Source organism: Neisseria dentiae (assembly GCF_024580525.1).
In the GTDB taxonomy this organism is placed as follows: Bacteria; Pseudomonadota; Gammaproteobacteria; order Burkholderiales; family Neisseriaceae; genus Neisseria; species Neisseria dentiae_A.
Genome location: NZ_JANIKQ010000022.1, coordinates 25,360 through 31,992 on the forward strand (window position 1 = coordinate 25,360; position 6,633 = coordinate 31,992).

General features: G+C 51.5%; 5 protein-coding genes and 1 tRNA gene. 2 read left to right on the forward strand and 4 right to left on the reverse strand.

Annotation, left to right across the window (positions count from 1 at the left end; all coding sequences use genetic code 11):
• Nucleotides 1–86: 86 nt before the first annotated feature.
• From leuE to carA, 4 genes are all read right to left on the reverse strand, one after another.
• On the reverse strand, nucleotides 87–740 hold the full coding sequence (gene leuE / locus NQ012_RS11370) for a leucine efflux protein LeuE (RefSeq protein ID WP_257067697.1): 654 nt from the start codon (nucleotides 738–740) through the stop codon (nucleotides 87–89).
• A 52-nt stretch (nucleotides 741–792) separates the two neighbouring features.
• Nucleotides 793–1,056, reverse strand: a complete 264-nt coding sequence (locus NQ012_RS11375; RefSeq protein WP_257067698.1) for a SemiSWEET family transporter — start codon at nucleotides 1,054–1,056, stop codon at nucleotides 793–795.
• An 85-nt stretch (nucleotides 1,057–1,141) separates the two neighbouring features.
• Nucleotides 1,142–1,522: a VOC family protein gene (locus tag NQ012_RS11380; protein ID WP_257067699.1), complete on the reverse strand. Its 381-nt coding sequence runs from the start codon at nucleotides 1,520–1,522 to the stop codon at nucleotides 1,142–1,144.
• A 28-nt stretch (nucleotides 1,523–1,550) separates the two neighbouring features.
• Entirely contained in the window at nucleotides 1,551–2,684 is a 1,134-nt protein-coding gene (gene carA / locus NQ012_RS11385) for a glutamine-hydrolyzing carbamoyl-phosphate synthase small subunit (protein ID WP_257067700.1), read from the reverse strand.
• Between the two features lie 510 nt (nucleotides 2,685–3,194).
• Here carA and pilC point away from each other — a divergent pair.
• Both pilC and NQ012_RS11395 read left to right on the forward strand, forming a co-directional pair.
• The gene (gene pilC / locus NQ012_RS11390) at nucleotides 3,195–6,449 is read left to right on the forward strand and encodes a PilC family type IV pilus tip adhesin (protein WP_257067701.1); all 3,255 of its coding nucleotides are present in this window, start codon (nucleotides 3,195–3,197) and stop codon (nucleotides 6,447–6,449) included.
• Nucleotides 6,450–6,520: 71 nt separating this feature from the next.
• Nucleotides 6,521–6,596 (forward strand) — tRNA-Lys (locus tag NQ012_RS11395).
• Nucleotides 6,597–6,633: the final 37 nt, after the last annotated feature.

The following is a 6,633-nucleotide window of genomic DNA, read 5'->3' on the forward strand; positions in this document are numbered from 1 at the left end:
TTTTGTATTTTAACGATATATTTATTTGCTGGATAGTTTGCTTCTTTATGCCTGTCTGAAAATCTTTGTTCAGACAGGCATGTCCCTTACAAACCCGCCGTCCACATTTTTACGGCGAAACCGATAAACAGCACGCCGACGGCGGCCATGGCGGCGGCGGATATTTTGATGTGTCGTTTAAACGCGCGGGTGAGTGTGCGGCCGGCGAACACCAGCGTGTTTAAATATAGCAGGCTCACCAGCTGCAAAATCACGGCCAGCGCGAGAAAACTCAGCGCGGGGTGTGGGTAGGCCGGATCGACGAACTGCACGAAAAACGATAGGAAAAACAGTATCGCTTTTGGGTTGGTTAGGCTCAGCAGCAGCGCGCGTTTGAAAATGTGCTGCGGCTCGGGCGGGTTGTTTGCGCCGTTCGCCGCGGCCGTTGCGCCCGGCTGGAAGTGCCATTTTTTGGCGGCGCCGTGCAACAGGTTGCAGCCGATATAGGCCAAGTATAACCCGCCGGCGAGCTTGATGCCGTGAAACAGGGCGGGATAGAGCTTGAGCAGGGTGCCGGCGCCCAATACGGTAGCGAGTATCAGCAGGCTGTCGCCCAGCAAGATGCCCGCCACGGCGCGGTAGGCGGCCCTGGCGCCGTGTTGCCCGGCAACGGTGAGGCAATACATGGAATTGGGGCCGGGCAGCAGGATAACGGCGATGGTGCCGATAATATAGGCGGCAAGGTCGGTTATGCCGAACATTTTCAGACGGCCTTAGCGTGGGTTATCAAGTTAAAGAACGATGGCCTGCACGTTAAAAGCTGGTGATAAACGTGATCAGGCCGAGAAAAATACCGGGCGCGTTGGCCAGCGCCACGGGAATATCGCGGTTTTTTTTAAACAGGGCGTAAATCACCCATAAGGTGCAGTTGATCGCGGCCACCAAAGGTTGCAGCCATGCGCCTTTCTGGCCGGACAGATTCATTTGTATCTGCGGAATATAGGCTACATACATGCCCACCGCCATCATGGTGGCGACGATGGATAAGATGCGGATTTGTTTGTCGGTAAATACCATGGTTGTTCTCTGTTTTTGAAGCTTTTTGTTGTTTTTTGTTTTTCAGACGGCCTGTGTTGAGTTGAGGCCGTCTGAAAGATAATTTTTAAATATAGCGGCTGATTTCCAGCAGGTTGCCGTCGGGGTCGCGCAGGTAAACCGATTCGATTGCCCCCACCGCGCCCGTGCGCGGCACGATGCCGCTCAGAGCACGAATGCCGTGCGCCTCCAGCTCGGCCAGCACCTGCTCCAGCGGGGTGTCGGTGAGCAGGCATAAATCGGCCGTGCCGCAGCCGGCGTTTTGCGCATTGGGCAACACTTCGGCGCCGCGCCGGTGCAGGTTGATTTTCTGGCGGCCGAACAGCAGCGCCTTGCGGCCTTCGCCGAACGTGATTTCCTTCATACCCAAAACCTGCGTGTAAAACGCGATGCTTTTTTCGATGTCGGCAACGGTCAGCACCAAATGGTCGAGCGCGGTAATGTTCATTTTCAAGCGGCCTTTTCAGACAGGCATTTCAGACGGCCTTGGCCGCTTTCATGCTGTCGATAAATTTATCAAACAGATAAGCCACATCGTGCGGGCCGGGGCTGGCTTCGGGGTGGCCTTGGAAGCTGAATGCCGCCTGGCCGGTTAACTCGATGCCTTGCAGCGAACCGTCGAACAGCGAGCGGTGGGTTACTTTAACGTGCGCGGGCAGGCTGTCGGCATCCACTTCAAAGCCGTGGTTTTGGCTGGTGATCATCACTTTGCCGCTGGCCAAATCCTGCACGGGGTGGTTGGCGCCGTGGTGGCCGAACGCCATTTTGCGGGTTTTGCCGCCCACCGCCAGCCCCAGCAATTGGTGGCCCAGGCAGATGCCGAACAGCGGCTTTTTGCTCTCCAGCAGGGTTTTCACGGCGGCAATGGCGTAATCGCAAGGCTCGGGATCGCCGGGGCCGTTGGACAAGAACACCCCGTCGGGGTTTAAGGCCAGCACATCAGCGGCGGGCGTTTGCGCCGGCACTACGGTCAGGCGGCAGCCGCGCTCGGCGAGCATACGCAAAATATTGGTTTTCACGCCGAAATCGTAAGCCACCACATGATAAGGCTGCTGCTCAGGCCGTCTGAAACCTTCGCCCAAACGCCATTCGCCTTCAACCCACTCATAAGATTCGCCGCAAGTTACCTCTTTAGCCAAATCCTTGCCCACCATGCTGCCGAACGCGGCGATCAGTTCGCGCGCCTTTTCTTCGGTGGCATCCGCACCGGTGAGAATCGCGCCTGCCTGCGCGCCCTTGTCGCGCAGAATGCGGGTGAGGCGGCGGGTGTCGATGTCGGCAATCGCCACGGTTTGGTTGCGCACCAGATAATCCTGCAAACTTTCGCTGCTGCGGAAATTGCTGTGCAACAACGGCAAGTCGCGGATAATCAGACCGGCGGCATACACGCCGCGGCTTTCCGTGTCTTCGCCGTTGGCGCCGGTGTTGCCGATGTGCGGATAAGTGAGGGTAACGATTTGTTTACAGTAAGAAGGGTCGGTGAGGATTTCCTGATAACCGGTCATGGAAGTATTGAACACCACTTCGCCGGAAGTCGTGCCGTTAAAACCCACCGAGGTGCCGTGAAACACGCTGCCGTCGGCGAGCACTAAGATTGCGGGTGTGGTCATGATGGGTATCCTGTGTTGGCTGGGTGTGGAACGGCTTTAGAAGGGTTAAGGCCGTCTGAAAAGAATCCGGCTAAAAAAAAACACGCCGCACGGCTTGCTAAAAAACCGTGTTACGTGCTTTTCGGGGCATAACTCTATGCCGTAGAAGCAAGATATTTTAAGCGAAATAGCGCACAGGCTCAAGCAGAAATCAGGTGTTGATTTACAGAAACTGCAACTGCCGCCCTGAAATAGATTTATAGCTCTATTGTTATATAAAAACCTCTTAATATATAACCGCTCTGTCATACTCGGGCTTGACCCGAGTATGACGTGCGTACTTGTTATTCAGTTGATTCACAATAGAACAAACTGTTGTATTTTACAAAAGTATTATTTTTTATCTGGCTATAAAAACACAAAAACTCAATCAGCATGATAAAATCACATACATTTCCATACAAAAAATTACATTAACGCCCAAACCAAGCCATTCAAGCTTTTGCGGGTGATTATGAAAGACTGCACATTATGAAAAAACTACCTTCCCGCTTTCGCACAACCATGCGCCCGATAATTTACAGCTTATCTTCGGCTTTTGCATTATTGGCAACCGGAACGGCATCGGCAAATTTTGCCGATACGCCCATCTATCTTCAAAATAAAACCAAAATTCAGGGCGGGGCTGGCAAGGTTAAGCCGAATGTGATGCTGTTTATTGACGATTCAGGCAGTATGGAATTCGTTGTTGGGGAAAACAGGGCGGCCACTTCCAGAGAACGCAGCCGTATGTCTATTGCTCAAGAGGCGCTAACGTCGGTAGTCAATAACTATCAATCACGAATCAATTGGAATATACAAACACTGAACAATAACAATTCAGTAAATATGTCAACTTATACCGATAATTGGACATCTGTTATTGGAAAAATTAATCAAATGTCGCCCAAAGGAGGTACGCCTACAACACGCCGGTTTTATGAGCTGTCAAAAGTTGTTGTTGATAATACTCGATATAGATGCCAACAAAACTTTATTCTTTTGATGTCTGATGGTGATGCGAATGGAAGCCAAGTAGCTCCGGATGGTTGGATGCAAACAAGCGCTGGATATCAACCACGAAGAACCACACCATATTTTACTAACAACACCATTCAAGATACTTACTTTGGCACGCGCACCGGCGGGCAAGCTCGGTATACAGCAACCTATGATAATAGCAAGAGAACTTGGCTTATAGACCTTTGGGATACTGTTTGGGATCGTAATGATGGTCTGGGCTGGTTTAGTAAAACCTTAGCCACTAAAGATTTCAAAACAAGCGGTACAGATAGCGTAGGCAAAAGTTGGAACGGAGACCCCGCAGACCCTAAAGGATCTGACGGACAAAGCCTGTATGCAAAACAAATTGCAGAAACTTTCACCATCGGTTTCGGCGAGGGATTAACTGCTGTCGGCAGGGCATACCTTGAACAAGGCGCGGCCAGCAGCCATAAACAATCATTTTTCAATGCTCGAAGTGCAGATGAATTGGTTACGGCAATCGGTTCCATCTTCCAAAATATTGAAAACAGCAGCCTGAATAATGCACAAGAAGGCGTGGGTACCGCCGCGCCTGCCGTAACAGGCAAGGGCACCAGTGAAGCGCCGAGTGCGGCTCTGTCGGTATATCTTGATCCGCAAACATGGAGCAGCCAATTGCGCTTTTACGAATTGGCAGAAGACGGTTCATTTAAAAACAGCTTTAAACAGCCTTCTTTTGCAGGCCGCAAAACGCTGGTTAACACAGGCACGCCCGATGCGGCGGGTAAAAGCATTTTTTGGGCGGATGCGCTCAGCGGCAGCAATGCAGATTTCGGCATTTCGGGCACCGCAGCCGACGAATGGAAAAACGCACTGATACCGTGGACCGTGCGCGGCAGCAAAGCCGATTCTGTGATTAAGGCCGAAGCTGCCAGCAATCAATACAGCCAAACCTATCGCGACCGTAATTTGGATAGCAACGGCAATCCGGTAAGCGGCAAACGTGATTTGGGCGATATTTTAGACAGCGGCATCGCCACCATCGGCAAAACCGTTAACGGCCGCCAAGAGTTCTTATTAACCGCCGCCAACGACGGCATGGTGCATCTGTTTCAAAGCAGCAGCGATGCCGACCACCCGTATAGCCTGAAACTCAGTTATATCCCCGCAGGGATGGAACGCGACAGCGGTAACGGCGGTGAAACTTTAGGCAAAACTTTAAAAGAACTTGCCGTTGAAGGTTATGGATCAGCCACGCCGCACCGTTATATGGTTAACGGCGGGTTTGTGGTGCGCCAAACACCCGCTCCGTCAGGCGAGGTTAAAGGCCAGCAAACCGTTATGTTCGGCGCCATGGGTCAGGGCGGCCGCGGTGCTTATGCACTGAATATCGGCGGAACCGACCGTAAAAACGGTACGGCAGCAATCGGCTTGAATGCTGCCGACAGCAGCTGGGATACCCAAGTGCCTCTATTTGAAACGGCAAAAGGCACAAGCAACACACTGGGTTACACTATCGGCACACCGCAAATCGGCCGTATTTCCATCCAACGCCCCGCCGCAGGAAGCCAAACGGCTGTAAACACTTCTGAAAATGTACGCTATGCGGCATTTCTTGCCAGCGGTTACCGCAAACAGGATATCAATGATGCCGGCAACGAAACCGCCCTCTATGTTTACGATTTACTGGGGCAGGAAGCCTCAACAGGAGAGGTAAAAGGAGCCAAGGCAGGTGATCTGATTAAAAAAATCGAAGTTCCAGGCGGTGAAGGCGGCTTATCCAGCCCCACCCTGCTAGATACAGATTTTGACGGCATTACCGATGTTGCCTATGCAGGTGATTACGGCGGCAATATGTACCGCTTCGATTTGCGCGGCGAAAATCCCGGCAACTGGAAAGTGGAACGTATCTACAACGGTTCGGCAACCCAACCGATTACCGCAGCCCCTGCCGTTTCCCGTCAATCGCTAAATAAGTATGTGGTTATTTTCGGCACAGGCAGCGATATCTATCAAAGCGATGCCGCCAGCAAAACCCAGCAGGCAATTTTCGGCATTTTCGATGATTTAACCCCGCCTGTAGCCAATACTGTAACAACGAGAGCAGCCGCAACGGCTAGCGATTTGCTGCAGCAAGAATTAAAGGTTGAAAAAATTGAAGGCAAAGACTACCGCTTTTTAACCAACAACCTGATAAAACCTGAACATAAAGGCTGGAAAATCGATTTGGGCGCAACCGATGGCGAACGTGTTGTTGTGAAACCCACCATGATTTTGCGCAGCGCATTGGTAAATACCCGCATTTATAAAACCACTCAAACTGTTAGCAATTCTTCAGGTGATGTGTGTATTCCCGAAACCACTGAAACCAAAACGGAAAGCAACAGCTGGGATCTGGTGATTCATGCCGACACCGGCGGTGCGCTGTCAAAAGCTCATGCCCGTATCCGATATTTGAAACAAGACGGCACCCCCGTTTTGAACAGCAGCGGTTTTTTTGCAAACGGCCAAATGCACAGCGGTATCGACGGCACCACTTACGTTAACTCAACCCAACGCGCCACCGACAGCTCTGTTACGCTCGACGGCGACAGCGGCGGTTCAGGAACCGACGGTATGTTAAACACAAGCAACGCCATTCCGAGAAACCAATGTTTTACCGGTAAAGGTGACCGCTTTATTCTGAAAGGTAGCGGCAACAGCTTTGCAGTTGACGGACGTAACTGCGGCGTGCGCCGCATCAGCTGGCGTGAAATCTTCTAAAGGCATCTGTTAAACGGTGAATAAAAACTGTTGACAACCCAATAAAGTTTTCATATTATGCGCACTCTTTCGGGTCGTTAGCTCAGCTGGTAGAGCAGCGGACTTTTAATCCGTTGGTCGAAGGTTCGAATCCTTCACGACCCACCAAGCTTTCCAAGCCTAAACAACCGTTTAGGCTTTTTTC

Bases quoted from the DNA above. Each gene is read 5' to 3' on its own strand.
- leuE (WP_257067697.1), bottom strand. From the start codon at position 740: ATGTTCGGCATAACCGACCTTGCCGCCTATATTATCGGCACCATCGCC.
- NQ012_RS11375 (WP_257067698.1), bottom strand. From the start codon at position 1,056: ATGGTATTTACCGACAAACAAATCCGCATCTTATCCATCGTCGCCACC.
- NQ012_RS11380 (WP_257067699.1), bottom strand. From the start codon at position 1,522: ATGAACATTACCGCGCTCGACCATTTGGTGCTGACCGTTGCCGACATC.
- carA (WP_257067700.1), bottom strand. From the start codon at position 2,684: ATGACCACACCCGCAATCTTAGTGCTCGCCGACGGCAGCGTGTTTCAC.
- pilC (WP_257067701.1), top strand. From the start codon at position 3,195: ATGAAAAAACTACCTTCCCGCTTTCGCACAACCATGCGCCCGATAATT.